Origin of the sequence: Pseudomonas sp. R4-34-07 (assembly GCF_003852375.1) — a bacterium.
In the GTDB taxonomy this organism is placed as follows: Bacteria; Pseudomonadota; Gammaproteobacteria; order Pseudomonadales; family Pseudomonadaceae; genus Aquipseudomonas.
Genome location: NZ_CP027760.1, coordinates 3729290 through 3755612, shown reverse-complemented (window position 1 = coordinate 3755612; position 26323 = coordinate 3729290). Strand labels below are relative to the sequence as shown.

Below are 26323 nucleotides of genomic sequence, written 5' to 3'. Positions count from 1 at the left end.
TTCAACCCCCGCTGCTGTCGGCCGGGCCGATCAACAGGTGATCGCCTTCGCTGAGGCCGTCGAGCACCTGGACGCGCAAGCGGTCGCTGACACCCAGGCGCACCGTGCGCTGCTCGATGCTGCCGTTCTTCGCCACCACCCGGGCGATTTGCGTATCCGCGTTGGGCGTGCCTTGCAGCGCGGCGACCGGTACGGTGAGGGCGTCCTTGACCTGGTTTGCGACGAAAAACACTTGGGTGGTCATTTCCGCCATCAGCGCGTTATCGGCGTTGTCCACGTCCAGCAGCACCGTGTACAGCACCACGCGGCCGCTGCCACTTTTGCTGGCGCTGCTCGGGCTGCCGCTGCCCTGGGTTTCGTTCAAGGGTTTGGGCGGGATCGGCAGGATCTGGCGCACGGTGCTGGTCCAACGCCGGCTGCCGCCGCTCAAGGTGGTGAAGTACGCGCTCATACCGGGTTTGACGTGGCCGATATCCGCCTCGGAGACTTCGGCCCACACGGTCATCGGCGACAACCTGGCGATGCGCAGAATCAGCGGGGTTTGTTGTTGCGCGTTGAGCGTCTGGCCGACCCGCGCATCCACCGCGACCACGGTACCGGCCATCGGCGCATAGATACGCGTGTAACCCAGTTCCGCTTCGTCGCTGCGCAGGCTGGCCCGCGCCTGGCGGATCTGGGCCTGGAACATCTCGACCCGCGCCTGGGTCGCGCTCAGTTCGGCCCTGGCGGTTTGTACATCCTCTTCGCGCGTGGCGTTGCCGGCGCTCAAGCGCTGCTGGCGCTGGTACTTCTGGCGCGCCAATGCATGCTGGGCCTGTTGCTCCTGCAACTGCGCCTCAAGGTTTTCGATGGCGTAGCGGCTGGCATCGAGCTTGGCCTTTTGCGTCGAGGGGTCGATCTCTACCAGCAATTGGCCCTCCTTGACCTGGTCGCCGGCTTCGACGTGGATCTTCTGGATCTGCCCGGAAGCCTGGGCGCCCACATCCACATAACGCCGCGGTTGCAGGGTGCCCAGGGCCGTCACGCTGTTTTCGATATCGCCACGGGTGACGGTGACGGTGGCCAGGGTGTCGCGACCCGGCGCCAGGCCTTGCCAGGTGGCAAACGCAACGATGGGAATCAGGCACGCCACCACAAGCAGGGCGCGTCGGGCAGGTCGAGGGCGTTTCATGCGTAGGTTCCAGCCAGGAAAGATCGGGGCGCAGTCGCGCAGAGCTGACAGTTAAACGAAGAAAATGCCGCAGGATTTAGGGGGTTACACGCGCGGTTACAGCTCGCGCGGCGAAAAAAATCGGCCGTTGATGCGAGACTTCTTTAAAAGTAGATGAGAATTACTATAAATTGCACCTACTCAAACTGCCATCATCGATGGGCCTGTTCCTACACGGACTGGCATCGTTAGCACCACGGCCATGGGGCCAGGAGTCATGTTGGAAAACTACTATCGTGAGCTGGTGTGTTTCCTCAACGCCAAGCTGGGCAACCGTCAGGTGGCCGAGGATGTGGTGCATGACGCGTATGTGCGGGTGCTGGAGCGTTCCAGTGACACCCCGATCGAACAGCCGCGCGCGTTCCTGTATCGCACCGCGTTGAACCTGGTGATCGACGGCCATCGGCGCAACGCCCTGCGCCAGGTCGAACCGCTGGAGGTGCTGGACAACGAAGAACGCTTCGCCCCGTGTTCACCCCACGCCAGCCACGACCAGGGCCAGCGCCTGGAGCTGCTCGAGCGCGCCCTGGCCGAGCTGCCGGCGGCCTGTCGCGACAGTTTCCTGCTGCGCAAACTCGACGGCCTGTCCCATCTGCAAATCGCCGAGCGCCTGAGCATTTCCCGCAGCCTGGTGGAAAAACACATCGTCAATGCCATGAAGCATTGCCGGTCACGCATGCGTGAGTGGGAAGCCCACTGAAGCGGCATTAGTTAAATTTTATTTCACTGTCCTCGTTTCCTATCAACACACGGCCTGTTGTGCAGGCCATGAAGGTATTCCCGCCCCAACCGCCAAGGGGCTTATCCAGAGGACACTGGAATGACACAGGCAATTGCTTCGCCCGCGGTTCACGACCTGATCGGTATCGGCTTCGGCCCTTCGAACCTGGCGCTGGCCATCGCCCTGCAGGAGCGCGAAAAGGCCCAGGGCAAACTGGATGTGCTGTTCCTCGACAAACAAGCCGACTACCGCTGGCACGGCAATACCCTGGTGACCCAGAGCGAACTGCAGATTTCCTTCCTCAAGGACCTCGTGACCCTGCGCAACCCCACCAGCCCGTATTCCTTCGTCAATTACCTGAAGGCCCACGACCGCCTGGTGGACTTTATCAACCTGGGCACGTTCTACCCGTGCCGCATGGAGTACAACGATTACCTGCGCTGGGTCGCCGGGCAATTCCAGGCCCAGGCCCGCTACGGCGAAGAAGTGCTGGCCATCGAGCCGATCCTGCACCAGCAGCAGGTGGAAGCGCTGCGCGTGATCTCCCGTGACGGCCAGGGCGAACAGCATGTGCGCACCACGCGCGCGGTGGTGGTCAGCGCCGGTGGCACGCCGCGTATTCCCGAAGCGTTCAAGGCGCTCAAGGGCGACAGCCGGGTGTTCCACCATTCCCAGTACCTGGAGCGCATGGCCAGCCAGCCCTGTGTCGACGGCAAGGCCATGCGCATTGCGGTGATCGGCGGCGGCCAGAGCGCGGCCGAAGCCTTTATCGACCTCAACGACAGCTTCCCCTCGGTGCAGGTCGACTTGATCCTGCGTGGCTCGGCGCTCAAACCCGCCGACGACAGCCCGTTCGTCAACGAAGTGTTCTCGCCGGCCTTTACCGACCTGGTGTTCCAGCAAGTCGGCGCTGAGCGTGAGCGGCTGGTTGCCGAGTACCAGAACACCAACTACTCGGTGGTGGACCTGGACCTGATCGAACGCATCTACGGCATTTTCTACCGGCAGAAAGTCTCCGGCATCGCGCGCCAGGCGTTCCGCACCATGACCGTCGTCGAAAAGGCCACCCCCGGCCCGCTTGGCATCGAACTGGTGCTGCGCAACAACGCCAGCGGCGAAACCAGCGTCGGCCACTACGACGCGGTGATCCTCGCCACCGGTTACGAGCGCCAGATGCACCGCGAACTGCTCGCGCCGCTGCATGCCTACATGGGCGACTTCGACGTGGCCCGCGACTACCGTATCGTCACCGATGAGCGCTGCAAGGCGGGTATCTATATCCAGGGATTCAGCCAGGCCAGCCATGGCTTGAGCGATACGTTGCTGTCGGTGCTGCCGATTCGCGCGGATGAGATTGCGGCGTCGTTGTATGCGCTGGACCATCACCGTGGCAAGGCGCGTTCGGTGCAGGACGTGCTGTTGGCTACTGCCAGCTGACCTGTCCCCCTGTAGGAGCGAGCTTGCTCGCGAAGAACGCAAGAGCGCCGCGTTAATCCAGACAAGGCGCGTTATCGTTGACGTTCTTCGCGAGCAAGGGCTAGCCGCCCGCCTCGCTCCTACAGACGGCACTTGTGACTGGGGGTGGCTGCTGGTACTGTACAAAAAACCAGTATTGGTAGTTCTCCATGCAGTTGATCGAAAAACTCAGCATCCTCGCCGACGCCGCCAAGTACGATGCGTCATGCGCCAGCAGTGGCGCACCCAAGCGCAGCTCCGAAGGCAAGGCGGGGCTGGGTTCCACCGATGGCATGGGCATTTGCCACAGCTATACGCCCGACGGCCGTTGCGTGTCGCTGCTCAAGGTATTGCTCACCAATTTCTGTCTCTACGACTGCCAGTATTGCGTCAACCGCCGTTCCAGCGATGTCCCCCGTGCGCGGTTCAGCCCGGAGGAGGTGGTCACCCTGACCCTGGACTTCTACAAGCGCAATTGCGTCAGCGGCCTGTTTCTCAGTTCCGGCATCATCCGTTCGGCCGACTACACCATGGAACAGTTGGTGCGGGTCGCCAGGCTGTTGCGCGAGGAGCACGACTTTCGCGGCTATATCCACCTCAAAACCATTCCCGAAGCCGACCCGGCGCTGATCGCCGAGGCCGGGCGTTATGCCGACCGCCTGAGTGTGAATATCGAACTGCCCACCGATGCCAGCCTGCAAACCCTGGCGCCGGAAAAGCAGATCGTCTCGATCAAGCAGGCCATGCAGACCATCTACACCGGTGAGCAGACCGTGCTCAACGAACCCCGCGCGCCGCGCTTCGCCCCGGCCGGGCAGAGCACGCAGATGATCGTCGGCGCCGACGACACCGACGACAGCACCATCCTGCACGGTGCCGAAGCCCTGTATGGCAATTACAAGCTGCGCCGCGTGTATTACTCGGCCTTCAGTCCCATCCCCAACAGCCCGAAAAGCGTGCCCCTGGCCGCGCCGCCACTGATGCGCGAGCATCGTTTGTACCAGGCCGATTTCTTGTTGCGCAGCTACGGTTTCAGCGCGAACGAGCTGTTCGAAGGCCCCGGCCACCTGGCCTTGGATATCGACCCCAAGCTGGCCTGGGCCCTGGAACATCGCGAGGTGTTCCCCCTGGACCTGAACCGCGCCGAACCGACCTTGATCGCGCGCATCCCCGGCATTGGCTTGCGCACCACCCAGCGCCTGGTCGACCTGCGCCGCGAACGCAAGATCCGCTTCGAAGACCTGGCGCGCATGCGCTGCGTGCTGGCCAAGGCCAAGCCGTTTTTCATCACCAGCGATTACCACCCCCAACAAGCGGACACCACCAGCGTTTTACTGCGCGAGCAGCTGCGTGATCGCCCGCAACCGCAACAGATGGGGTTGTGGGGATGATCAGCCTGGAATGTGACAACCTGTTCAGCACCTGGCGCGAACAGGCGCGCTGGCTGCTCAGCCATCAGGTCGACCCCAGCCAGGTGAGTTGGGGCGAGGCCGAGGTGGCGGATCTGTTTGCCACCGACGAGCCGATTCCGCCTGGGCCTGGCCCGTTCCAGGCGCGCATTCCCAAGGCGTTGCTGCACTTGCTGGAGTCGGCCGCCTGCTACCACGGCGACCAGCGCTGGAGTTTGCTGTACGAGGTGTTGTGGCGGGTCAGCCATGGCGATCGCACGGCGATGCTGGCCGGTGACAAGTTGGGCAGCGAGTTGCAGCGACGCATCAAGCAGGTCAGTCGTGAAGCCCACCACTTGCACGCGTTTGTACGGTTTATCGCATTGCCGCCGGGGGCAGGGCCGCAGCTGCCGGAGTACGTGGCCTGGCACGAACCGGCCCACGATATTCTGCACAGCGCCAGCCAGCATTTTGTCGGGCGCATGGGCCGGCATCGCTGGATGATCGCAACGCCCTTGGACGGGGTGTATTACGACGGCGAGCAATTGATTCACCAACGCCAGTGCCCCGAGGCTTGGCAGCAACTGGCGCAGAATGTCGAGGATCCGCACAGCGCCATGTGGTTGACCTACTACAGCCACATCTTCAACCCGGCGCGGTTGAACCCCAAGGTGATGGAAGGGCACTTGCCGAGCCGGTTCTGGAAGAACCTGCCGGAGGGCAAGTTGATTCCGGGGCTTATCAGCGAGGCGCGTACGGGCAAGCAGAAAGATGGGCAGGCCAAGCTGGTTGGCGCCAAGCCCGGCAAGCGAATTGCAAGCGGGCACGGTTAAAAAATGTGGGAGGGGCTTGCCCTGATGCCAGTCAGTCAAGGCGACACCGAACCTGTGGCGAGGGAGCTTGCTCCCGCTGGACTGCGCAGCAGTCCCATTGTTTGGGGCCGCTTCGCGCCCCAGCGGGAGCAAGCTCCCTCGCCACAAGTTAGTTCTCGCTCCTGCTACTTCTTAACTGACTGGCATTAGAGCTTGCCCCCGATGGCCATAGGTATCTACACGATTTTGTAGCACAGCCTACGGTAACCACGATGCGAAGCGAGCCGCTCTTGCTCTTGATCTTAGGCGCCCCGTTAAACCACGCTGGCCGCAATTCGACAGTGATTTGGAGGGTAAACCGGCAGGGATGCCGGTTTAGCCGCCCCGCGCCATTGATGGCGCGTGGCGGCGGCCTCCCAAATCACTGTCGGATTACGGGCACACCGAGCCGGGGCGAGGTGCCGAGTGGTGGGGCAATAGCCCTTTTGGTTACTTTTGGGGCTCTTTTCCAAAAGTGACCCGCCGTCAGGGCGGAACCCTAAGCCGCCGTTACCGCAGCAACGGATATGTACTCGCTCTGATCCAACATCCTGGTCGGCTGTCAGGCCGCCACGGGAGCAAGCTCCCTCGCCACAGGTTCGGTGTCGCCTTAACTGACTGGCCCCTCCCACATTGGTATTGTGGTGCTTGTTATAGCGCCGTCAGCCAGGAGCAAGCATGTCTACCGTCGTTCGTAATGCCCAAGCCTCAGATGCCGAGGGCGTCAGCCAGGTCATCCTCGCCGCCTTGCACGGCAGCAACGCACGAGATTACCCGGCGGACGTGATCGCCCGCGTGGCGAGCAATTTTACACCCGAGGCGGTTTTGGAACTGCTCAAGCGTCGTGTGGTGCTGGTGGCGGTAAAAGCCGATGTGATCGTCGCCACGGCGGCGCTGGACGCCAATGTGGTGCGCTCGGTATTCGTCAACCCAGCGCTGCAAGGGCAGGGCATTGGCCGGCTGCTGATGATCGAGATCGAACTGCGCGCCCGTGAAGCCGGGGTCAGCGTGTTGAGTGTGCCGTCTTCGCTGACCGCCGAGCCGTTCTATAGCAAGCTGGGTTTTCATACCGTGCGCGATGTCTACCACGGCAACGAGCGCACGCTGGTCATGGAAAAGGCGCTGCTGTCTCGGCACCCCATCGGCCCGTATCGCGACCGCCAGCACCGTGCGCAGGTGGTTGCCTTATGGCAGGAAGCGTTCGGCTATGACACCGCGCATAACCTGCCGACCCTGGCGATCGATAAGAAGCTGGCGGTCAATGACGGGCTGTTTTTTGTCGCCACCGATAAAAAAACCGTGATAGGCACGATCCTCGCCGGGTACGACGGCCATCGTGGCTGGCTGTATTCGGTGGCGGTGCACGCCGACTATCGTCGCCACGGCCTGGGATCATCGTTGGTGCGTCATGCGGAACAGGCGTTGACGGCGCTGGGTTGCATGAAGATCAACCTGCAGATCACCAGCGGCAATGATGCGGTGGCGGGGTTTTACGAGGCGTTGGGGTATGGGGTGGAACAGAGGATCAGCATGGGCAAGAAGATTGCCAGTAACATCCCCCAATCTTGAAAATACCGGGAATCAAAATGTGGGAGGGGGCTTGCTCCCGATAGCAATGTGTCAGTCACCGAAGATGTTGACTGATACACCGCCATCGGGAGCAAGCCCCCTCCCACATTGGGTTTTGCGTTGTTGCTATTAGACCTTGACGATCCAACCCGCTGGCGCTTCAACGTCACCGGTCTGCACGCCCGTCAGCTCTTTGTAGAGCTTCTGGGTAACCGGGCCCACTTCGGTCTCGCTGTGGAACACATGCAGTTTGCCGTTGTACTGGATGCCACCGATCGGCGAGATCACTGCAGCGGTACCGCAGGCGCCGGCTTCCTTGAATTGGTCCAGCTTGTCGATGAACACTTCGCCCTCGACCACGGTAAGGCCCAGGCGGCTCTGGGCCAGTTCGATCAGCGACAGGCGGGTGATGCCTGGCAGTACCGAAGGCGACTTCGGCGTGATGAACTGGTTGTCATGGGTGATGCCGAAAAAGTTGGCCGAGCCGACTTCTTCGATTTTCGAATGGGTCATCGGATCCAGGTAGATCGCGTCGGCGAAGCCGGATTTTTTCGCTTCCGAACCTGGCATCAGGCTGGCGGCATAGTTACCGCCGACTTTCGCGGCACCGGTGCCCTGTGGCGCGGCGCGGTCGAACGTGGAGATCTGGAAGTTGTGGGGCACCAGGCCGCCTTTGAAATAGGCGCCGACCGGGATGCAGAACACCGAGAAGATGAACTCCGGCGCGGTGCGCACACCGATGTTGTCACCGGTGCCGATCACGAACGGGCGCAGGTACAGCGCGCCGCCGCTGCCGTAAGGCGGGATGAAGCGCTCGTTGGCCTTGACCACTTGTTTGCAGGCATCGATGAACGCATCGGTCGTCACATGCGGCATCAGCAGGCGGGCACAGCTGCGCTGCATGCGCGCGGCGTTCTGGTCCGGACGGAACAGGTTGATTGAGCCGTCCTTGCAGCGGTAGGCCTTGAGGCCTTCAAAGCACTGTTGGCCGTAGTGCAGGGCGGTGGAGCCCTCGCTGATGTGCAGCACGTTGTCGTCGGTCAGGGTGCCGTCTTGCCATTCGCCGTTTTTCCAGACCTGGAGAAACCGCTTATCGGTCTTGATGTAGTCAAAACCCAGCGTGTCCCAATTGATGCTCTCGTTACCCATGACACCCTCTATCTTGGTCAAGTCGGATTTTTTTCTGGATGGCACAACAATACTTCATTCGCGGGCCCGTTCGCATCCCCTGTATCTGCAAGCTTGTTGTGGCGAGGGAGCTTGCTCCCGTTCGACTGCGCAGCAGTCGCCGGCTTTTGGGGGCGCTTCGCACCCCAGCGGGAGCAAGCTCCCTCGCCACAAGAGCTATAGATGCAACGCGTGGCCCAGGGCGCGCAGCGCCGCTTCCTGTACGGCTTCACCCAGCGTCGGATGGGCATGGATGGTGCCGGCCACATCTTCCAGGCGCGCGCCCATTTCCAGGCTCAGGCCAAACGCTGTGGACAGCTCGGACACGCCAGCGCCCACCGCCTGCCAGCCGACAATCAGGTGATTGTCACGCCGCGCCACCACCCGCACGAAACCGGTGTTCGACTCCAGGGTCATGGCCCGGCCGTTGGCGGCGAAGGGGAAGCTCGACACGATGCACTCCACACCGGCCGCCTTGGCTTCGTCAGGCGTCTTGCCGACCACCACCAGTTCCGGGTCGGTAAAGCATACGGCCGGGATCGCCGCCGGGTTGAATTCGCGGGATTTGCCACTGATCAGTTCGGCAACCATTTCGCCCTGGGCCATGGCGCGGTGCGCCAGCATCGGCTCGCCGCTCAGGTCGCCGATGGCCCAGACGTTGCGCATGCTGGTCTGGCAACGGCTGTCGATCTTGATCGCCGCGCCGTTCATCGCCAGGTTCAGCGCTTCAAGGTTCCAGCCCTGGGTGTTGGGTTTGCGACCTACGGCCACCAGCACCTGGTCGGTCTCCAGCGCCAGCGTGTCGCCATTGGGGTCGCGCACCTGCAGGCGGTTGTCGGTAAAGCCAGTAACGGCGTGCTTGAGGTACAGCTTGATGCCCAGTCGTTTGAGCGACTCGCCGACCGGTTGGGTCAGCTCGGCGTCGTAGGCCGGCAGGATGCGCTCCTGGGCCTCGACCACACTGACCTCGGCACCAAGCTTGCGGTAGGCAATCCCCAGCTCCAGGCCGATATAACCGCCGCCCACCACGATCAGCCGCTTCGGCACACGGGTCGGTGCCAGGGCTTCGGTGGACGAAATGACCGGCCCGCCCAGCGGCAGCATCGGCAGCTCGACGCTTTTCGAACCGGTGGCCAGCAGCAGGTGTTCGCACTGAATGCGCTGCTCGCCCACGTCGACCGTCTTGCCGTCCACCACCTTGGCCCAACCGTGAACCACCTGCACCTTGTGTTTTTTCAGCAGCGCGGCGACGCCGGTGGTCAGGCGGTCGACGATACCGTCTTTCCATTCCACGCTTTTGCGGATGTCCAGGGTGGGCACGTCCATTTCGATGCCCAGGGGCGAGCCCTGGCTGTGGTGAACGCTTTGCTGGAACTGTTCGGCCACGTGGATCAAGGCTTTGGACGGAATGCAGCCGATGTTCAGGCAGGTACCGCCCAGCGCCTGGCCTTCCACCAGAATGGTCGGGATGCCCAGCTGGCCGGCGCGAATCGCGGCCACATAACCGCCCGGGCCGCCGCCGATAATCAGCAGGGTGGTGTGTAATGTCTGAGTCATGCCCTTACTCCAGGAACAGGCTGGCGGGTTGTTCGAGCAGGCCCCGAATGGCCTGGATGAATTGCGCCGCGTCCATGCCATCGACCACGCGGTGATCGAACGAGCTGGAGAGGTTCATCATCTTGCGCACCACGATCTGGCCCTTGACCACCATGGGCCGCTCGACGATGCGGTTGACGCCGACGATGGCGACTTCCGGCAGGTTCAGTACCGGCGTGCTGACAATCCCGCCCAGCGCGCCGAGGCTGGTCAGGGTGATAGTCGAGCCCGACAGCTCGTCGCGGCTGGCCTTGCCAGTGCGCGCAGCCGTGGCCAAGCGTGCGATTTCTTCGGCATTGCCCCACAGGCTGCGGGCTTCGGCGTGGCGCACCACCGGCACCATCAGGCCAACGTCGCTCTGGGTGGCGACGCCCACATGCACCGCACCGAGGCGGGTGATGACCTGGGCTTCGTCGTCGTAGCGCGCGTTGATCTGGGGGAAATCGCGCAGTGCCACCACCATGGCGCGCACGATGAACGGCAACAGGGTCAGCTTGCCGCGGGTGGCGCCGTGTTTTTCATTGAGGTGCACGCGCAGCTCGTCCAGCGCCGTGACGTCGATTTCTTCCACATAGCTGAAATGCGCAGCGCGGCGGGTGGCGTCCTGCATGCGCTGGGCGATCTTGCGGCGCATGCCGATCACCGGAATCTGGTGCTCGTCGTTGCGTTCGGCGTAGGGGTTGGCCGCTGTCGCGGTGTTGCTCGTGCCTTGCTGAAGGTAGGCGTCGAGGTCTTCATGCAGGATCCGCCCGGCCGGGCCTGTGCCCTGTACCAGGCGCAACGCAATACCCGCATCCAGCGCACGCTTGCGCACGGCGGGAGAAGCCAGCGGGCGGTCAGCCGCATCGCGGGCCACGGGGGCTTGAGGTTTGGTGGCGACAGGCGCGGGCTTGGCTTCAACCGGTGCCGGTTTGCTCTCCACCACCGGCGCGGCTTTTTCTACCGGTGCGGCCACGGCTGGCGCTTCCTTGGCGTTACCCGCGCCTTCCACTTCAATGCTGATCAAAATACTGCCCACCGCCATGACTTCACCTGGCTCGCCGCCGAGGGAAATCACCTTGCCGTGGACCGGCGAGGGAATATCCACCATCGCCTTGTCGGTCATCACATCCGCCAGCACCTGGTCTTCGACGACCATGTCGCCGACCTTGACATGCCACTGCGACAGTTCAACTTCCGCGATGCCTTCGCCAATGTCCGGCATCTTGATTACGTGCGTGCCCATTCAGACCTCCATGACCCGTTTCAACGCCGCGCCCACTCGGGACGGGCCTGGGAAATACGCCCACTCCTGCGCGTGCGGGTAGGGGGTGTCCCAGCCGGTGACGCGCTCGATCGGCGCTTCCAGGTGGTGGAAGCAATGTTCCTGCACCAGCGCCACCAGCTCGGCGCCAAATCCGCAGGTGCGCGTGGCTTCGTGCACCACGACGCAACGGCCGGTCTTTTTCACCGAGTTGACGATGGTTTCCAGGTCCAGCGGCCACAGGCTGCGCAGGTCGATGACTTCGGCGTCGATGCCGGTTTCTTCGGCGGCGACTTGCGACACGTACACGGTGGTGCCGTAGGTCAGCACGGTCACGGCCGAACCCGGACGCACGATGGCGGCCACGTCCAGCGGCACGGTGTAGTAACCGTCCGGCACTTGCGCTTGCGGGTGTTTCGACCACGGCGTCACCGGGCGGTCGTGGTGGCCATCGAACGGGCCGTTATACAGGCGCTTGGGTTCAAGGAAGATCACCGGGTCATCGTTTTCGATGGAGGCGATCAGCAGGCCCTTGGCGTCGTAAGGGTTGGACGGCATCACCGTGCGCAGGCCGCAGACCTGGGTGAACACCGCTTCGATACTCTGGCTGTGGGTCTGGCCGCCGTAGATGCCGCCGCCGCACGGCATGCGCATGGTCAAGGGCGCGGTGAACTGGCCGGCCGAGCGATAACGCAGACGCGCAGCTTCGGAGATGATCTGGTCGGTGGCGGGGTAGACGTAGTCGGCGAACTGGATTTCCGCGACCGGGCGCAGGCCGTAGGCGCCCATGCCCACCGCCACGCCGATGATGCCGCTTTCGGAAATCGGCGCGTCGAATACCCGTGAGCTGCCGTACTTGGTCTGCAGGCCTTCGGTGCAACGGAACACGCCGCCGAAGTAACCGACGTCCTGGCCGAACACCACCACGTTGTCGTCACGTTCAAGCATCACATCCATGGCCGAGCGCAGGGCCTGGATCATGGTCATGGTGGTGGTGGTCATGGCGGTTTCCAGTTCGATGCTGTTGTTGTGATCGTTCATGTCAGACCCCCAGCTCTTGACGCTGGCGCTTCAAGTGCTCCGGCATCTCTTTATAAACGTCTTCGAACATGGTCGCGGCGCTTGGAATCTGGCCGCCGGCGAGGGTGCCGTACTGTTCGGCCTGTTTTTGCGCGGCAATGACTTCGGCTTCAAGTTCGGCGCTGACTGCCGCGTGCTCCTCTTCGGACCACTGGCCAATCCGGATCAGGTGCTGCTTGAGACGGGCAATCGGGTCGCCCAGGGGGAAGTGGCTCCAGTCATCGGCGGGGCGGTACTTGGACGGATCATCCGAGGTCGAGTGCGGGCCGGCACGGTAAGTGACCCACTCGATCAGGCTCGGCCCCAGGTTACGGCGCGCACGCTCGGCGGCCCAGGCAGACGCGGCGTACACCGCGATAAAGTCGTTGCCGTCGACCCGCAGGGAAGCGATGCCGCAACCCACGCCGCGTCCGGCGAAGGTAGTGGCTTCACCACCGGCGATGGCCTGAAAGGTCGAGATGGCCCATTGGTTATTCACCACGTTGAGGATCACCGGGGCGCGGTAGACGTGGGCGAAGGTGAGGGCGGTGTGGAAGTCCGATTCTGCGGTGGCGCCGTCGCCGATCCAGGCCGAGGCGATCTTGGTATCGCCCTTGATCGCCGAGGCCATGCCCCAGCCCACGCCCTGTACGAACTGGGTGGCGAGGTTGCCGGAAATGGTGAAGAAGCCGGCGTCCCTGACCGAGTACATGATCGGCAACTGGCGGCCCTTGAGCGGGTCGCGCTCGTTGGACAGCAGTTGGCAGATCAGGTCGACCAGCGGCACGTCGCGGGCCATCAGAATGCTTTGCTGGCGGTAGGTGGGGAAGCACATGTCGTCGATGTTCAAGGCCAGGGCCTGGGCGCTGCCAATGGCTTCTTCGCCTAGGCTCTGCATGTAGAACGACATTTTTTTCTGGCGCTGGGCGACCACCATGCGGTTGTCGAAGATGCGCGTCTTGAGCATCGCGCGCATGCCTTTGCGCATGATGTCGGCGCTGACACCCTCGGCCCACGGGCCCAAGGCCTGGCCCTGGTCGTCGAGCACGCGGATCAGGCCCTTGGCCAGGTCGGCGGTGTCGGCCGGCTCTACGTCGATGGCGGGTTTGCGCACCAGGCCGGCGTCGGTCAGGCGCAGGTAGGTGAAGTCGGTCTTGCAGCCTGGACGGCCCGAGGGTTCAGGGACGTGCAGGCGCAGCGGTTCGTACGGCTGGGTCATGGCTTCTACGCTCGATCTTGTGAATTTCTTGTAGTGGGCGCGCTAGCTGACAGTCAGTCTTCGGGTAGAAGAAATCTTGTCCTACAACAATCATAGGCGTGGCGTAGAAGAATATTTATCTGTGTTTCGTTGCGCTCAAGATCATTTGCGGATAAAAAATCTGCATAAACATAATAAACAGGTGATTTTGTCTCATGCGCAAACTGGACCGTACCGATATCGGCATTCTCAACGCCCTGCAGGAGAACGCGCGCATCACCAACGCCGACCTGGCCCGCTCGGTCAACCTGTCGCCCACGCCGTGCTTCAACCGGGTGAAGGCGATGGAGGAGTTGGGCCTGATTCGCGAGCAGGTCACGCTGCTGGACGCCGACCTGCTGGGATTGCATGTCAATGTGTTCATCCATGTGAGCCTGGAAAAGCAGAATGAACTGGCGTTGCAGCAGTTCGAAGGGGCGATCTCCGACCGGCCCGAAGTGATGGAGTGTTACCTGATGGCCGGCGACCCGGATTATCTGATCCGGGTGCTGGTGCCGACGATCCAGGCCCTGGAGCGCTTCATGATGGACTTTCTGACCAAGGTGCCGGGAGTAGCGAACATCCGTTCCAGCTTTGCCTTGAAACAAGTGCGCTACAAAACCGCACTGCCACTGCCAGCCAACGGCATCAGCCTAGGTACCTGACTCAACACGGAACAAAATGTGGGAGGGGGCTTGCTCCCGATGGCGGTGTGACAGTCAACTTATCTGTAGCTGACCCACCGCTATCGGGAGCAAGCCCCCTCCCACATTTGGTTCTGTGTTCCTAAAGTTGGTTGAGGGGAATCTTCAGATAGGTCACGCCGTTTTCTTCCGCCGGCGGCATATTCCCCGCCCGCACATTCACCTGGATCGCCGGCAACAACAGCGTCGGCATCCCCAGCCCGGCATCACGGGCGGTGCGCATCGCTACAAATGCCGCTTCATCCACCCCGTCATGCACATGGATATTCCCCGCCCGTTGTTCCGCCACCGTGCTCAGGCACTTGGCCTCACGGCCCTCGGGTGGGTAGTCGTGGCACACATACAATTTGGTATCCGAAGGGAAGGCCAGCAACTTGCGCATCGATGCGTACAACTGGCGCGCATCGCCGCCGGGGAAGTCGCAGCGCGCGGTGCCGACGTCGGGCATGAACAGGGTGTCGCCCACCAGGATCAAGCGACCGTCGATCAGGTAAGCCATATCTGCCGGGGTATGGCCGGGCACATGCAGCGCCTGGGCCTGCAGGCCGCCAATGTGAAAGATCTCATCCGGCGCAAACAAGTGGTCGAACTGCGAGCCATCCACGCGAAACTCCGGTTCCAGGTTGAACAGGTGCTTGAACACGCCCTGCACCTGGCTGATGGACTGGCCGATGGCAATCTTGCCGCCCAGGGCGCGTCGCAGGTAAGGCGCGGCGGACAGGTGGTCGGCATGGGCATGGGTTTCCAGCAGCCATTGCACGTTGAGGCCATGCGCTTGGACAAAGGCAATCACCTGGTCGGCCTGCGTGGTCTCGGTGCGCCCGGATGCCGGGTCGTAGTTGAGCACCGAGTCGACGATGGCGCAGGCACCACCGTCCGCTTCATAGACGACGTAGGTATAGGTCGACGATGCCTCGTCCAGAAAGGCTTGAATCAACGCTGGCATGGCGGCTGTCCCCGATGCGGAAAAAAGTGGTTACAATCAGTTTACGTTTACACATAATGTTTTGAGCTTAAGTGAGATAAAGGAGCCGAGGCAAATGGAATCTACGTTGAGTGAGGGCGAAGTCGCCCAGTTGCGTGCATCGGCGTCCAAAGCCTGTTCCTTGCTCAAGGCGCTGGCCAACGAAGACCGCTTGTTGATCCTCTGCCAGCTGACCCAAGGCGAGCGCAACGTCGGCGAGCTGGAAGCGCTGACCGGCGTACGTCAGCCTACGCTGTCACAACAGTTGGGCATCCTGCGGGACGAAGGGTTGGTTGCCACCCGTCGGGAAGGCAAATACATTTTCTACGGATTGGCCAGCCACGAAGTGATTCAAGTGATGAAGACCCTGTCCGGCCTGTACTGCGGCGCGGTCATAAAAAGCTGGGCGTGACGCCATCCGGCAGCGACCCTTGTGTGCACTGACTCAAAAAGGCAGTAGACAATGACCGAACAACACTGGGGACCTACCATCAGTGGCGATATCGTAGTCATCGGCGGCGGCTCGGCAGGCATCGGCCTGCTGGCCAGCCTGCTCAAGCGCGACCCGCACCTGAACATCACCCTGATCGAACCCAACGATTTCCATTGCTATCAGCCCGCCTGGACCCTGGTCGGCGGCGGCGCCTATAACCTGCAAAAGACCCGGCGCCCGCTGGCCGACGTACTGCCCAACGGCGTCACCTGGATCCAGGCCGCGGTCAGCCAGTTGCAGCCTGACGAGCAGAGCCTGGTGCTCGACAACGGCCAGCGCGTCAGCTGGCGCCACTTGATCGTCTGCCCCGGCCTGCGCCTGGCCTGGGAAAAGATCGAAGGCCTGCAAGATACCCTCGGCCGCCATGGCGTCACCTCCAACTACAGTTACGAGCACGCCGCCTACACCTGGCAACTGGTGCAGCAACTCAAGGGTGGCAAGGCGCTCTTCACCCAGCCGGCCATGCCGATCAAATGCGCCGGTGCCCCGCAGAAGGCCATGTACCTGTCCTGCGATCATTGGCTCAGGCAGGGCGTCCTGAAAAACATCGAGGTGGAATTCAACCTGGCCGGTGCCGCGCTGTTCGGCGTGCCGGCCTTCGTGCCGCCGTTGATGAAATACGTCGAGAAATACAACGCACGCCTGGCGTTCAATGCCAATCTGATCAAGGTCGATGGCCCGGCACGCAAGGCCTGGTTTGAAGTAAAGGACGCCGAAGGCAACGTCAGTGTTGTCGAAAAAGCCTTCGACCTGCTGCATGTGGTACCGCCGCAAGTCTCCCCGGATTTTATCCGCCAGAGCCCGCTGGCCGACGCCGGCGGCTGGTGCGAAGTGCATCCCCACAGCCTGCAACACCTGCGTTACCCGCATATCTTCGGCCTCGGCGATGTGTGCGGCACCACCAACGCCAAGACCGCTGCGGCGGTGCGCAAGCAAATCGTGGTGGTTGCCGAGAACCTGCTGGCCCTGCGCAAACAGGCGCCGCTGCCGCTCAAGTACGACGGTTATGGCTCCTGCCCGTTGACGGTGGAGAAGGGCAAGGTGGTGCTGGCCGAGTTCGGTTATGGCGGCAAGCTGCTGCCGACTTTTCCTCTCGACCCGACCCGGGCACGCCGCTCGATGTGGTTCCTCAAGGCCACGCTGCTGCCGTGGTTCTACTGGAACGGCATGCTCAAGGGCCGCGAGTGGCTGACCCGCCTGAGCAAGGTGGACTGAATGCTGCTGGCGAGTGTGTTGGGTGTATTGATGGGCCTGGTCATGGGCCTGACCGGTGCGGGCGGCGGCATCCTCGGGGTGCCGGCATTAGTGCTGGGGTTGGGACTGACCATGACCCAGGCCGCGCCGGTGTCATTGCTCGCGGTGGGCGCCGCGGCGGCGGTGGGCGCGATTGACGGCCTGCGCCACGGCCTGGTGCGTTACCGCGCGGCCTTATTGATCGCGTTGCTGGGCGCGCTGTTTTCGCCGCTGGGGGTGTTCGTCGCCCATCACCTGTCGGAGCCGGTGCTGATGGGCCTGTTCAGCGCATTGATGGTGCTGGTGGCCTGGCGCATGTTGCGGCGCGAAAAGGTCGAGGCCGGGCCGAGCGACCATGGCGCCGCCTCCTGGGGCCAGAAGAATTGCATGCTCAACCAGCAGACCGGCCGCCTGGCCTGGACCGCCAAGTGCAGCGCGACCCTGGCGGCGCTGGGTGCGGTGACGGGCGCCGTGTCGGGGCTGCTCGGTGTGGGCGGCGGCTTCCTGATCGTGCCGGCGTTCAAGCAACTCACCGATGTGCAGATGCGCGGGATTGTCGCCACCTCGTTGATGGTCGTCAGCCTGCTGTCGTTGATCGGCGTGGTCGGGGCCTTTCACGCCGGGGTGAGCATCGAGCCGGTGGGCTGGGCCTTTATCGGCGCGAGTATCGTCGGCATGTTGGCCGGGCGCCGCTTGTGCTCGGTGATGCCTGCGCGTGCGCTGCAGGTGGGCTTCGCCAGTCTGTGTGTGGTTGTGGCCGCAGGCATGCTGCTCAAGGCTTTTTAGGGACCCTCAGTTATGCGCTCAAAAGTGACAAAATGAACCCCGCTCAGGTTTACTGTTCTCTGAGTCATGGCTTCACCGGCCTTGCGCGTCGGTTCATCAAGGTCACCGAATGGATAAATACACCCCACACGCCTGGCAACCCCACGAGCGGCCGAGCCTGCCCGGCTCGCCGTCGACGCCGTTGCACCCCACTCACAAGCGCTGGCTGTTTGCGCTGGTCGGCGTACTGGTGGCAATCACCGGCGGGTTGGGCAACGCGCTGGTCATCGCCAATCTGCAATACCTGCAAGGCGCCCTGGGCGCGACCACGGCGGAAATGGCCTGGTTGCCCGCCGCCTATGTGATGACCAACGTGTGCATGAACCTGCTGCTGGTGAAGTTTCGCCAGCAGTTCGGCCTGCGCGCGTTTACCGAAGTGTTCCTGGTGCTGTATGCGCTGGTGACCTTCGGCCATTTGTTCGTCAACGATCTCAATTCGGCCATCGCCGTACGCGCGGCCCACGGCATGGTGGGGGCGGCGCTGAGTTCGTTGGGCTTGTACTACATGATCCAGGCGTTTCCAGCCAAGTGGCGCTTGAAAGCCCTGGTGTTGGGGCTGGGCACCGCGCAGTTGGCGTTGCCCCTGGCGCGGCTGTTCTCCGAGGATTTGCTGCAAATCGCCGAATGGCGTGGCTTGTACCTGTTCGAGCTGGGCCTGGCGTTGATCTGCCTGGGCTGTGTGTTCCTGCTCAAGCTGCCGCCCGGCGACCGCTTCAAGACCTTTGAAAAACTCGATTTCCTCACCTTCGCGATCCTGGCCACCGGCGTCGCCCTGCTCTGCGCGGTGTTGTCCCTGGGCCGCATCGACTGGTGGCTGGAAGCGCCGTGGATCGGCGTCGCCTCGGCCTGTTCGCTGGTGCTGATCATGGCCGGGCTGGCCATTGAGCATAACCGCGCCAACCCGCTGCTGATGACCCGCTGGCTGGGCAGCGGCACCATGATTCGCCTGGCATTGGCGGTGATCCTGATTCGCATGGTGCTGTCCGAACAATCCACCGGCGCGGTAGGTTTCATGCAGATGCTCAACATGAGTTACCAGCAGATGCATACGCTGTACGTGGTGATGCTGGCCGGGGCGATTGCCGGGCTGGTAGTCAGCGCCTTGACGATCAACCCGGCGCACTTGTTGATGCCGCTGGTGATTTCCCTGGCGCTGATGGCGACCGGGTCGGTGATGGACAGTTTTTCCAGCAACCTGACACGGCCGCAGAACCTGTATATCAGCCAGTTCCTGCTAGGCTTTGGCGGTACCTTCTTTCTCGGGCCGACCATGGTGCTGGGCACCAAGAACGTGTTGACCAACCCGCGCAACCTGGTGAGTTTTTCGGTGATGTTCGGGATTTGCCAGAACCTCGGCGGCCTGATCGGCGCGGCGTTGCTCGGCACCTTCCAGATCGTGCGCGAGAAATATCATTCAAGCCTGATCACCGAGCACCTGACCCTGCTTGACCCCCGTGTCGCGGCGCGGGTGCAAAGTGGTGGCTCGGCTTATGGCGGTATCGTCGCCGACCCGGAGTTGCGCAACCTCATGGGCATCCGCAGCCTGGCCACGGCGGCCACCCGTGAGGCGAACGTGATGGCTTACAACGATGTGTTCATGCTGATCGCGATCATCGCGATCCTGACCATGATCTGGATCTTTATCCGCAGCCTGTGGCTGATGAGCACCACCAAAGCAGCAACCCCTTCCGTTCAACCTGTCGGCGCCTCTTCATGACCGAACCCACGACCACCACTACCAATGCGATCGCCTCCACCCCCGAGGGCACCGCGCCGCCGGGCGCTGCGGTGACCGAACCGCGCTCGTTGCGGGTGCGCATCCTTTCGTCCCTGGGCTTTGCCGCGATTGCCATCGTCGGCGTGCTGATCGTGCTGTATGCCTGGCAACTGCCGCCGTTCAGCAGCGCGGTGGAAACCACTGAGAATGCCTTGGTGCGCGGGCAGGTGACGATTATCGGCCCACAGCTCAGCGGCTATGTATTCGAAGTGCCGGTGCAGGACTTTCAGTATGTGAAAGCGGGCGACCTGCTGGTGCGCCTCGACGACCGTATCTACAAGCAACGCCTGGACCAGGCCCTGGCGCAACTGGCGGTGCAGAAAGCGTCGTTGGCCAATGTGGTGCAGCAACGCAACAGCGCCGAAGCGACCATCAAATTGCGCCAGGCCGCGCTGGTCGACAGCCAGGCCCAGGCGCGCAAAAGCACCGCAGACTTGCGCCGCAACGAGGAATTGATCAGCGACGGCTCGGTGTCCAGGCGCGAACTGGACGTGACCCGTGCCGCCAATGCCCAGACTATCGCTGCCGTGGCCCAGGCCCAGGCCAGCCTGGAAATCGCCCGGCAGGACCTGCAAACGGTGATCGTCAATCGCGGCTCCCTGGAAGCGGCAGTGGCCAGCGCGGAGGCGGCGGTGGAATTGGCGCGGATCGATCTGTCCAACACCCGCATCACCGCGCCACGGGATGGGCAACTGGGGCAGATTGGCGTGCGCCTGGGGGCATACGTCAACTCCGGCGCGCAATTGATGGCGCTGGTGCCCAAGCAGTTGTGGGTGATCGCCAATATGAAAGAAACCCAGATGGACAATGTGCAGGTCGGCCAGCCGGTGACCTTCACCGTGGACGCGTTGAACCACCGCAAGTTTCACGGCACGGTGCAGCATATTTCCCCGGCGACCGGGTCGGAGTTCAGCCTGTTGCAGGCGGACAACGCCACCGGCAACTTCGTGAAAATCGCCCAGCGCGTGCCGGTGCGGATCACGGTCGACCCCGACCAGGCCGAGAGTGAGCGGTTGCGGCCGGGATTGTCGGTGGTGGTGAGTATCGACACGGCGGGGCGGCTTAAAAACAGCCCGCCCTGAAGGTACTCGGTCAATGTGGGAGGGGGCTTGCCCCCGATTGCGGTGTATCAGTCAGCAATTTTTTAACTGATCGACCGCTATCGGGGGCAAGCCCCCTCCCACATTTGGACTGTATTTCAGGTTGAAATTGAGTTGGGTTGACTGGCCTTGCTCCAGCAGTTTCAAGCCCGGCCTGCCCGGCAAGTGATGGGCATTGACCGGATGGCTTACCGGTTCGATGCAGAAAAACCCCAGCCCCGGCGGGCAGTACAGCAGGAAGTAATCGGCGCCGGTGGCCTGGCATTCGAGGGTATATCCAAGCTCCGGTTGTTCGATCAAGCAGTACCCATCCCACTCGCAGAATCCATTGTCCACCAGGCCTTCCGGCAGCGTTTGGGGTTGCCGGAAATCCCACTCCTGCGGCACCGGCGCCAACCCCGTCGGCAGCTTGGCCGCGTCACTCATCCACACCTGCGCCGCCTTGGCCTGCAACCGCGTACCCGGCCGACGCGGGAAGTACGGGTGCAAGCCTACGCCATGCCATGCGGCTGTTTCGGCCAGATGCGTGACCCGCAACTCGATCCTCAGCACCCCACCGCTCAAGCGGATGCGCTGCTCGGCGCGATAGGCGAACGGCGTGTCACAGAGCACTTGCAGCAGCACCTCATCCGCCGACTGGCTGACCACCTGCCACGCTTGCTGCCAGGCCGAACCGTGAATCGGCAGGGGATCGGTGAGGCTGTTCGGAGCCAGTGTGAGCCAGCCACTGGGAGTGTCGAACCCGCCTTCGGCAATCCGGTTGGACCAGGGAGCCAATGGGTAACAGCCCAATTTGCCCGGCAGGCCGGTGTTGATTGCCTGTTCATCGCTATGGCGCAACAGCGGCTGCCCGGTGGAGCGCACCGTCCAGTTGACGATGCTGCCTCCCACGGTCGAGTTCAAGGTGAGGTGGGTCAGGTTATCTTCAAGTTCTATCATCTTCACCCTTTTGATCGTTCCCACGCTCCGCGTGGAAACGCCGCCCTGGACGCTCTGCGTCCGCTACAGCACCACGCTCGGCAACCACAACGACAATGCCGGAATGTAGGTCACCGCTATCAGCACCAGGAACAGCACCGCATAAAACGGCAGCAGCGCCTTCACGGTCTTCTCGATGCTGACCTTGCCTACCGCCGCGCCTACGAACAGCACCGCGCCCACCGGCGGGGTGATCAGGCCGATCCCCAGGTTCACCAGCATGATCATGCCGAAGTGCACCGGGTCGACGCCGATGCCGAGGATCACCGGCAACAGGATCGGCGTGAGGATCAGGATCAGCGGCGCCATGTCCATCACCGTGCCGAGCAACAGCAGCATCACGTTGATGCACATCAGGATCACGTAGCGGTTGTCCGACAGGGTCAGGAACAGCGTGGTGATCTTCGCCGGGATCTGCATCAGGGTCATGATGTAGCCGAAGCTGGCGGCGAAGGCGATCAGGATCATCACGATGGAAATGGTGCGCACCGTGCGGTGCATCAGCTTGGGCAGCTCACTCCATTTGTAGTCGCGGTAGATGAACATGGTCACGAAGAACGCCCACAGCACTGCAATCGCGGCCGACTCGGTGGCGGTGAAGATACCCGACAGGATGCCGCCGAGGATGATCACCATGGCCATCAGGCCCCAGAGCGCGTCGGCGGCGATCTTCAGCGCCTGCTTCAAGAGGATGACTTCGCCTTTGGGGTAATCGCGCTTTCTCGCGAAGATCAGGCACAGCACCATCAGGCACGCGCTCATCAACAGGCCTGGCACCACACCGGCCATGAACAGCGAGGCGATCGAAACGGTGCCGCCTGCCGCCAGGGAGTAGAGCACCGAGTTATGACTGGGCGGCGTCAGCAGCGCCTGCACCGAGCCGCTGACCGTCACCGCAGTGGCAAACTCGCGCGGATAACCACGGCGTTCCATCTCCGGAATCAGCACCGAACCGACCGACGCGGTGTCGGCCACGGACGAGCCGGAGATCGCGCCGAAAAACGTCGAGGCCATGATGTTGACCAGCGACAGCCCGCCGCGCACGAAGCCCACCAGCACCCCGGCAAACGCCACCAGCCGCCGCGACATGCCGCCCTCGGCCATGATCGCGCCGGCCAGTACGAAGAACGGAATCGCCATCAGCGAAAACTTGTTGACCCCGCCCGCCACCTGAATCATCAGGGCCTGGAACGGAATGTCGATCCACCATGCGCCGATCAGCGCCGACAAGCCCAGGGCATAGGCCACCGGCATGCCGATCAGGATCAAGGCGATAAAGCTGCCCAACAGAATAAACGCGTCCATATCAGGCGGCCCCTTCGCTTTCTTCAACCAGGTCGAAGCGCACCACGCGCCGGTTGCTCTGGTCGCCCAGCAGCAGTTTTTCCACCACGAATATCAAGGTCAGCAAGCCGCCAATCGGAATCGGCATGTAGGTGATGCCGACCCGCAGCGTCGGGATGGCGCTCATGAATTGGTTCCAGGTGGACAGGCACAACTTGGTGCCCCAGATCGTCATGAACAGACAGATGGTGCCCATGAGCAGTTGCGAAACAATGCCGACGACGCGGCGTTGGGCGGTCGGCAGGCGGTCGGTGACCATGGCCACCGACATATGCGCACCGGCGCGGTAGCTGGCGGCCGCGCCGATAAAGGTAAACACCAGCATCAGCAGGATGGCGGTGGGCTCCGGCCAGCTTGAGCCGGTGCCGAGGATATAGCGGGCAAAAATGCCCCAGGGAATGATCAGTGCGACCCCGAGCACCGAAAGGCCGGCGACCCAGATGCAGGTCATGTAGATGCGGTCGTTGATGCGCAGCAGTAGATTCTTCATGGCGTTCACCGTAACCGGGCGCGGCCCCCTGCATGAGCAGCGGGCCGCGCCGGGCCTTGTCAGGAAGGAGGGCGTTATTGAACGGCGTCGATACGCTTGATGATGTCGGCGTAAGGCGCGCCGTACTTGGCGCGAACCTGTGCGGTGGCGTCATAGAAGGGTTTCTTGTCGACGGTGATGAACTCGACCCCGGCCTTCTTGAGTTTTTCCTCACTGCTGGCGGACTTGGCATCCCACAGCACCCGCTCGTCAGCCTGGGCGGCCTTGGCGGCTTTCTTGACCATGTCCTGCTGCGCGGGGCTGAGCTTGTTCCAGGTGATCTTCGACATCACGATGGGCTCGGGCAAAATCAAATGCTCGGTGAGGGTGTAGTACTTGGCGTTCTGGAAATGGTTGTGCTCGAGCAGCGTCGGCGGGTTGTTTTCCGCGCCGTCGATCACGCCGGTCTGCAATGCGCTGAAGATCTCGCCGGTGTCCATGGCGATGCCGTTGGCGCCCATCGCATTGAAGGCGTCGATGAACAGCGGGTTGCCCTGGACGCGAATTTTCATGCCCTTGAGGTCTTCGATCTTGCGTACCGGTTTTTTGGTGTAGAGATTGCGCGTGCCGCCGTCCATCCAGGCCAGGGCGACCAGGCCGAACTCGGAATCGGTGATCTTGGCCAGGATCTCGTCACCAATCTCGCCGTCGATGACCTTGCGCATGTGCGCCTGGTCACGGAACACGAAGGGCAGGTTGAACACGTTGACGTCCGGTACCACCGGGCCGACGATGCCGAGGCTGACGCGGGTCATCTGCACGGCACCGACCTGGGCCTGTTCGACCACTTCCTTTTCCGAGCCCAGCACGCCGCCCGGGAAGTACTTGAAGGTCAGTTCGCCGTTACTTTCCTTGGTCAGGGCTTTGCCCATGTTTTCTTCGGCGACAACGGTGGGGTAGCCGGCGGGGTGGATGTCGGCGAACTTGATTTCCAGCGCGTGAGCGGCGCTGCTGAGGGCGACGAGTGTGGCGGCGAGCAAGGTGCGTTTGAAGTCCATGAGGGGTCATTCCTGTCTTGTTATTGTTGTATTCAAGGCACAGCGATGCAGCTAGAGGATGAAGCTGGGTTCGGGCAATCCCTGCACGCCAGGGTTGAGGGCGAACACGCCGCCGGACAGCGATTGTTCACTCGCGTCGTCACGGATGGAGGTGACGTACAGGGTGTCCAGGCGACTGCCGCCAAAGGCGCACATGGTGGGTTTTTTTACCGGGACGGGCAGCGACTGGTCGAGGCGGCCGTCCGGGGTGAAGCGGTGGACCAACCCGGCGTCGTTGGCGCAGATCCAGTAGCAGCCGTCGGCGTCTACCGCTGCGCCATCGGGCCGACCGAGGTGGTGATGCATGTCGACGAACACGCGGCGGTTGGACGGCGTGCCGGTCTCGATGTCGTAGTCGAAGGCCCAGATCTGCTGCACCAACGGATGAGAATCGGAGGCATACATCGTGCGGCCATCGGGGCTGAACGCCAGGCCGTTGAGAGTGATGAAACCGTCCAGCTGTGCGTGGGGCGCCGCACCTGACGCGTAGCGATAAAGAATGCCCTCGGCGGCGTTCAAGCCCATGTCCAGCACCATGCTGCCAGCCCAGAAGCGGCCCTGGCGATCACAGCGGCCGTCGTTCAGGCGCATATCCGCGCGCGGGTGCTCGACGCCGGCCAGCGGCGTGGTCTTGAGGCTGCCATCGCTGTGCGGGGTCAGTTGGAAAAAACCGCTCTGCATGCCGGCGACCCAGTTGCCTTTATCGGTGCGAGCAATACAGGCGAGCACCTGCGGGGCCTGCCAGGCTGCCACCTGGCCTGTGGTCGCGTCCCAGCGCTGCAGGCGACCGTTGGGAATATCCACCCAGTACAGGGCGTTTTCCTCGGGCACCCACACCGGGCATTCACCCACGGCGTTGCGGGCGTCGACAATCAATTCTGCACTCATGGCCACTCATTCCCTTGGGTTGCTGTGAACTCAGTCACCGAACGGCCCTGCTGCGCAGAACGCGCCGCCCTGATAGAGCTTGGCCGGGTCGTTGTCAGCCACCGGCGGCTGGGCCTCGACCTGGGCGCGGAACACTTCGGAGCTGTCCTTGGGCGCAAAACCCAGGTGCGCGGCGTAGCGGTTGTCCCACCAGGTGTCCTGGTTATTCGACATGCCATAGACCACGGTATGGCCGACGTTCGGCGTGTACAGCGCGCGTTCGAGCAGTTGGGTCAGGTCGTCGAAGCTCAACCAGGTGTGCATCATCCGGCGGTTCTGCGGTTCCGGGAACGAGGAGCCGATACGGATGCTCACGGTCTCTATGCCGTAGCGGTCGAAGTAGAAACTCGCCATGTCTTCGCCATAGGACTTGGACAGGCCGTAGTAGCTGTCCGGGCGGCGCGGTGAGTGGGCGTCGAGCTTTTCGTCCTGTGGGTAGAAGCCGATCACATGGTTGGAGCTGGCGAAGATCACGCGCTTCACACCATGACGGCGCGCGGCTTCGTAGATGTGGAAAACGCCGCTGATATTGGCGCCGAGCACTTCTTCGAAAGGGCGCTCCACCGACACGCCGCCAAAGTGCAGGATCGCATCGACGCCTTCCACCAGATGGTGCACGGCTTGTTTGTCGGAAAGATCGCAGGTTTGTACTTCTTCATGGGCGGCGGCGGGGGCCATATCAGCGATGTCTGACAGGCGCAGCACCTGGGCGTAGGGGCGCATGCGCTCGCGCAACACTTTACCCAGGCCGCCGGCGGCGCCGGTGAGCAGGATGCGGTTGAAAGGAACGGGAGTAGTGGTGGTCATGGGTAGTCCAATTTTTTGTTGTAGGTTGTCGTATGACTAGGTCGAAGTATTGTTAGGGATCCCCAGGTTGTCAACGTTCTTGCAGGCGAGTGAGATTCAAATATGGGAG

24 protein-coding genes are annotated in these 26323 nt (G+C 62.5%); 11 read left to right on the top strand and 13 right to left on the bottom strand.

Going from position 1 to position 26323, the window contains the following annotated elements; translation table 11 throughout:
* Window position 1: 1 nt before the first annotated feature.
* Complete coding sequence (locus C4J85_RS17260; protein WP_124367534.1) at window positions 2–1171, bottom strand: efflux RND transporter periplasmic adaptor subunit; 1170 nt, start codon at window positions 1169–1171, stop codon at window positions 2–4.
* Between the two features lie 256 nt (window positions 1172–1427).
* Between C4J85_RS17260 and C4J85_RS17255 the strand changes: the two genes are divergently transcribed.
* From C4J85_RS17255 to C4J85_RS17225, 5 genes are all read left to right on the top strand, one after another.
* Complete coding sequence (locus tag C4J85_RS17255; protein WP_124367533.1) at window positions 1428–1910, top strand: sigma-70 family RNA polymerase sigma factor; 483 nt, start codon at window positions 1428–1430, stop codon at window positions 1908–1910.
* A gap of 120 nt (window positions 1911–2030) precedes the next feature.
* A complete protein-coding gene (locus C4J85_RS17250) occupies window positions 2031–3368 on the top strand; it encodes a lysine N(6)-hydroxylase/L-ornithine N(5)-oxygenase family protein (RefSeq protein ID WP_124410309.1) in 1338 nt (445 codons plus the stop codon).
* Between the two features lie 188 nt (window positions 3369–3556).
* Window positions 3557–4777 carry a putative DNA modification/repair radical SAM protein gene (locus C4J85_RS17245; protein WP_124371175.1) on the top strand — a complete coding sequence of 407 codons (1221 nt, stop codon included), beginning with the start codon at window positions 3557–3559 and terminating at the stop codon, window positions 4775–4777.
* Window positions 4774–5607, top strand: a complete 834-nt coding sequence (locus tag C4J85_RS17240) for a TIGR03915 family putative DNA repair protein (RefSeq protein WP_124410308.1) — start codon at window positions 4774–4776, stop codon at window positions 5605–5607. The genes C4J85_RS17245 and C4J85_RS17240 overlap by 4 nt, the downstream gene beginning before the upstream one ends.
* 696 nt (window positions 5608–6303) lie before the next feature.
* Complete coding sequence (locus tag C4J85_RS17225) at window positions 6304–7194, top strand: GNAT family acetyltransferase (protein ID WP_124410307.1); 891 nt, start codon at window positions 6304–6306, stop codon at window positions 7192–7194.
* Window positions 7195–7323: 129 nt separating this feature from the next.
* Here C4J85_RS17225 and C4J85_RS17220 read toward each other — a convergent pair whose 3' ends face one another.
* From C4J85_RS17220 to C4J85_RS17200, 5 genes are all read right to left on the bottom strand, one after another.
* Window positions 7324–8343 carry a branched-chain amino acid aminotransferase gene (locus C4J85_RS17220; protein ID WP_124410306.1) on the bottom strand — a complete coding sequence of 340 codons (1020 nt, stop codon included), beginning with the start codon at window positions 8341–8343 and terminating at the stop codon, window positions 7324–7326.
* Window positions 8344–8538: 195 nt separating this feature from the next.
* Window positions 8539–9918, bottom strand: coding sequence for a dihydrolipoyl dehydrogenase (gene lpdA, locus C4J85_RS17215; RefSeq protein WP_124410305.1), 1380 nt, complete (start codon window positions 9916–9918; stop codon window positions 8539–8541).
* 4 nt (window positions 9919–9922) lie between these two features.
* A complete protein-coding gene (locus C4J85_RS17210) occupies window positions 9923–11182 on the bottom strand; it encodes a dihydrolipoamide acetyltransferase family protein (RefSeq protein ID WP_124410304.1) in 1260 nt (419 codons plus the stop codon).
* Entirely contained in the window at window positions 11183–12241 is a 1059-nt protein-coding gene (locus C4J85_RS17205) for an alpha-ketoacid dehydrogenase subunit beta (RefSeq protein WP_124363420.1), read from the bottom strand.
* A 1-nt stretch (window position 12242) separates the two neighbouring features.
* Complete coding sequence (locus C4J85_RS17200) at window positions 12243–13478, bottom strand: 3-methyl-2-oxobutanoate dehydrogenase (2-methylpropanoyl-transferring) subunit alpha (protein ID WP_124367525.1); 1236 nt, start codon at window positions 13476–13478, stop codon at window positions 12243–12245.
* 194 nt (window positions 13479–13672) lie between these two features.
* On the opposite strand from C4J85_RS17200, the gene bkdR reads away from it, so the two are divergent.
* Window positions 13673–14161, top strand: a complete 489-nt coding sequence (bkdR, locus tag C4J85_RS17195; protein WP_122489983.1) for a Bkd operon transcriptional regulator BkdR — start codon at window positions 13673–13675, stop codon at window positions 14159–14161.
* A 121-nt stretch (window positions 14162–14282) separates the two neighbouring features.
* On the opposite strand, the gene C4J85_RS17190 is transcribed toward bkdR, so the two are convergent.
* Window positions 14283–15146, bottom strand: coding sequence for an MBL fold metallo-hydrolase (locus tag C4J85_RS17190; RefSeq protein WP_124410303.1), 864 nt, complete (start codon window positions 15144–15146; stop codon window positions 14283–14285).
* A gap of 94 nt (window positions 15147–15240) precedes the next feature.
* On the opposite strand from C4J85_RS17190, the gene C4J85_RS17185 reads away from it, so the two are divergent.
* From C4J85_RS17185 to C4J85_RS17165, 5 genes are all read left to right on the top strand, one after another.
* Entirely contained in the window at window positions 15241–15576 is a 336-nt protein-coding gene (locus C4J85_RS17185; protein WP_005789341.1) for a helix-turn-helix transcriptional regulator, read from the top strand.
* 51 nt (window positions 15577–15627) lie between these two features.
* Window positions 15628–16872, top strand: a complete 1245-nt coding sequence (locus C4J85_RS17180; protein WP_124410302.1) for an FAD/NAD(P)-binding oxidoreductase — start codon at window positions 15628–15630, stop codon at window positions 16870–16872.
* The gene (locus C4J85_RS17175) at window positions 16873–17676 is read left to right on the top strand and encodes a sulfite exporter TauE/SafE family protein (protein ID WP_124410301.1); all 804 of its coding nucleotides are present in this window, start codon (window positions 16873–16875) and stop codon (window positions 17674–17676) included.
* Between the two features lie 109 nt (window positions 17677–17785).
* Window positions 17786–19432 (top strand): MFS transporter, encoded by a 1647-nt coding sequence (locus tag C4J85_RS17170; RefSeq protein WP_124410300.1) that lies wholly within the window; start codon window positions 17786–17788, stop codon window positions 19430–19432.
* Complete coding sequence (locus C4J85_RS17165) at window positions 19429–20574, top strand: HlyD family secretion protein (protein WP_124410299.1); 1146 nt, start codon at window positions 19429–19431, stop codon at window positions 20572–20574. The genes C4J85_RS17170 and C4J85_RS17165 overlap by 4 nt, the downstream gene beginning before the upstream one ends.
* Window positions 20575–20625: 51 nt before the next feature.
* Here C4J85_RS17165 and C4J85_RS17160 read toward each other — a convergent pair whose 3' ends face one another.
* From C4J85_RS17160 to C4J85_RS17135, 6 genes are all read right to left on the bottom strand, one after another.
* Entirely contained in the window at window positions 20626–21531 is a 906-nt protein-coding gene (locus tag C4J85_RS17160; protein ID WP_124410298.1) for an aldose 1-epimerase, read from the bottom strand.
* 63 nt (window positions 21532–21594) lie between these two features.
* Window positions 21595–22875, bottom strand: coding sequence for a TRAP transporter large permease (locus tag C4J85_RS17155; protein WP_124410297.1), 1281 nt, complete (start codon window positions 22873–22875; stop codon window positions 21595–21597).
* A 1-nt stretch (window position 22876) separates the two neighbouring features.
* A complete protein-coding gene (locus tag C4J85_RS17150) occupies window positions 22877–23404 on the bottom strand; it encodes a TRAP transporter small permease (RefSeq protein WP_124363411.1) in 528 nt (175 codons plus the stop codon).
* A gap of 74 nt (window positions 23405–23478) precedes the next feature.
* A complete protein-coding gene (locus C4J85_RS17145; protein WP_124404625.1) occupies window positions 23479–24441 on the bottom strand; it encodes a TRAP transporter substrate-binding protein in 963 nt (320 codons plus the stop codon).
* Window positions 24442–24492: 51 nt separating this feature from the next.
* The gene (locus tag C4J85_RS17140) at window positions 24493–25368 is read right to left on the bottom strand and encodes an SMP-30/gluconolactonase/LRE family protein (RefSeq protein WP_124410296.1); all 876 of its coding nucleotides are present in this window, start codon (window positions 25366–25368) and stop codon (window positions 24493–24495) included.
* Window positions 25369–25398: 30 nt separating this feature from the next.
* Window positions 25399–26214 (bottom strand): NAD(P)-dependent oxidoreductase, encoded by an 816-nt coding sequence (locus C4J85_RS17135; RefSeq protein ID WP_124363408.1) that lies wholly within the window; start codon window positions 26212–26214, stop codon window positions 25399–25401.
* Between the last annotated feature and the right edge of the window lie 109 nt (window positions 26215–26323).

Excerpts from the sequence above, each read along its gene's own strand:
- C4J85_RS17135 (WP_124363408.1), bottom strand. The coding sequence starts at position 26,214 with ATGACCACCACTACTCCCGTTCCTTTCAACCGCATCCTGCTCACCGGC.
- C4J85_RS17140 (WP_124410296.1), bottom strand. The coding sequence starts at position 25,368 with ATGAGTGCAGAATTGATTGTCGACGCCCGCAACGCCGTGGGTGAATGC.
- C4J85_RS17210 (WP_124410304.1), bottom strand. The coding sequence starts at position 11,182 with ATGGGCACGCACGTAATCAAGATGCCGGACATTGGCGAAGGCATCGCG.
- C4J85_RS17155 (WP_124410297.1), bottom strand. The coding sequence starts at position 22,875 with ATGGACGCGTTTATTCTGTTGGGCAGCTTTATCGCCTTGATCCTGATC.
- bkdR (WP_122489983.1), top strand. The coding sequence starts at position 13,673 with ATGCGCAAACTGGACCGTACCGATATCGGCATTCTCAACGCCCTGCAG.
- C4J85_RS17150 (WP_124363411.1), bottom strand. The coding sequence starts at position 23,404 with ATGAAGAATCTACTGCTGCGCATCAACGACCGCATCTACATGACCTGC.
- C4J85_RS17175 (WP_124410301.1), top strand. The coding sequence starts at position 16,873 with ATGCTGCTGGCGAGTGTGTTGGGTGTATTGATGGGCCTGGTCATGGGC.
- C4J85_RS17220 (WP_124410306.1), bottom strand. The coding sequence starts at position 8,343 with ATGGGTAACGAGAGCATCAATTGGGACACGCTGGGTTTTGACTACATC.
- C4J85_RS17200 (WP_124367525.1), bottom strand. The coding sequence starts at position 13,478 with ATGACCCAGCCGTACGAACCGCTGCGCCTGCACGTCCCTGAACCCTCG.
- C4J85_RS17190 (WP_124410303.1), bottom strand. The coding sequence starts at position 15,146 with ATGCCAGCGTTGATTCAAGCCTTTCTGGACGAGGCATCGTCGACCTAT.
- C4J85_RS17170 (WP_124410300.1), top strand. The coding sequence starts at position 17,786 with ATGGATAAATACACCCCACACGCCTGGCAACCCCACGAGCGGCCGAGC.
- C4J85_RS17245 (WP_124371175.1), top strand. The coding sequence starts at position 3,557 with ATGCAGTTGATCGAAAAACTCAGCATCCTCGCCGACGCCGCCAAGTAC.
- C4J85_RS17255 (WP_124367533.1), top strand. The coding sequence starts at position 1,428 with ATGTTGGAAAACTACTATCGTGAGCTGGTGTGTTTCCTCAACGCCAAG.
- C4J85_RS17250 (WP_124410309.1), top strand. The coding sequence starts at position 2,031 with ATGACACAGGCAATTGCTTCGCCCGCGGTTCACGACCTGATCGGTATC.
- C4J85_RS17160 (WP_124410298.1), bottom strand. The coding sequence starts at position 21,531 with ATGATAGAACTTGAAGATAACCTGACCCACCTCACCTTGAACTCGACC.
- C4J85_RS17180 (WP_124410302.1), top strand. The coding sequence starts at position 15,628 with ATGACCGAACAACACTGGGGACCTACCATCAGTGGCGATATCGTAGTC.
- lpdA (WP_124410305.1), bottom strand. The coding sequence starts at position 9,918 with ATGACTCAGACATTACACACCACCCTGCTGATTATCGGCGGCGGCCCG.
- C4J85_RS17185 (WP_005789341.1), top strand. The coding sequence starts at position 15,241 with ATGGAATCTACGTTGAGTGAGGGCGAAGTCGCCCAGTTGCGTGCATCG.
- C4J85_RS17240 (WP_124410308.1), top strand. The coding sequence starts at position 4,774 with ATGATCAGCCTGGAATGTGACAACCTGTTCAGCACCTGGCGCGAACAG.
- C4J85_RS17225 (WP_124410307.1), top strand. The coding sequence starts at position 6,304 with ATGTCTACCGTCGTTCGTAATGCCCAAGCCTCAGATGCCGAGGGCGTC.
- C4J85_RS17260 (WP_124367534.1), bottom strand. The coding sequence starts at position 1,171 with ATGAAACGCCCTCGACCTGCCCGACGCGCCCTGCTTGTGGTGGCGTGC.
- C4J85_RS17165 (WP_124410299.1), top strand. The coding sequence starts at position 19,429 with ATGACCGAACCCACGACCACCACTACCAATGCGATCGCCTCCACCCCC.
- C4J85_RS17205 (WP_124363420.1), bottom strand. The coding sequence starts at position 12,241 with ATGAACGATCACAACAACAGCATCGAACTGGAAACCGCCATGACCACC.
- C4J85_RS17145 (WP_124404625.1), bottom strand. The coding sequence starts at position 24,441 with ATGGACTTCAAACGCACCTTGCTCGCCGCCACACTCGTCGCCCTCAGC.